Below are 276 nucleotides of genomic sequence, written 5' to 3'. Positions count from 1 at the left end.
GTGTCGGTCGCGGTCTGGGTGCCGACAGTCGCCGTCACCGTGTAGCCCGCGCCGGGCGTCGCGGAAGCGGGAACCGGGTAGTCGAGCGTGAACCCGCCAGACGCGTCGGTCGTGGCCGTCACCGGACCGCCGACGTTCCCGCCACCCGGCGCCGTCAGCTGCACCGAGACCTGCGTGCTCGCCGGCCAGTTCGTACCGGTCACCGGAAGGCTCGTGCCCGCCTGCACCGTGTCAGCGGCATCGACAGCCGCGGCGGCCGTGACCTCCGTGGTGTCG

1 pseudogene is annotated in these 276 nt (G+C 73.6%); it reads right to left on the bottom strand.

What is annotated here, in order from left to right:
• Positions 1-276, bottom strand: a pseudogene (locus tag AX744_RS20475) (hypothetical protein); the annotation flags it as partial.

It is taken from the genome of Microbacterium sp. CCH5-D1, assembly GCF_001557335.1.
Lineage (GTDB): Bacteria > Actinomycetota > Actinomycetes > Actinomycetales > Microbacteriaceae > Microbacterium > Microbacterium oxydans.
Note: the sequence above shows the minus strand (reverse complement) of the source record. Positions and strands in the feature narration are given on the sequence as shown.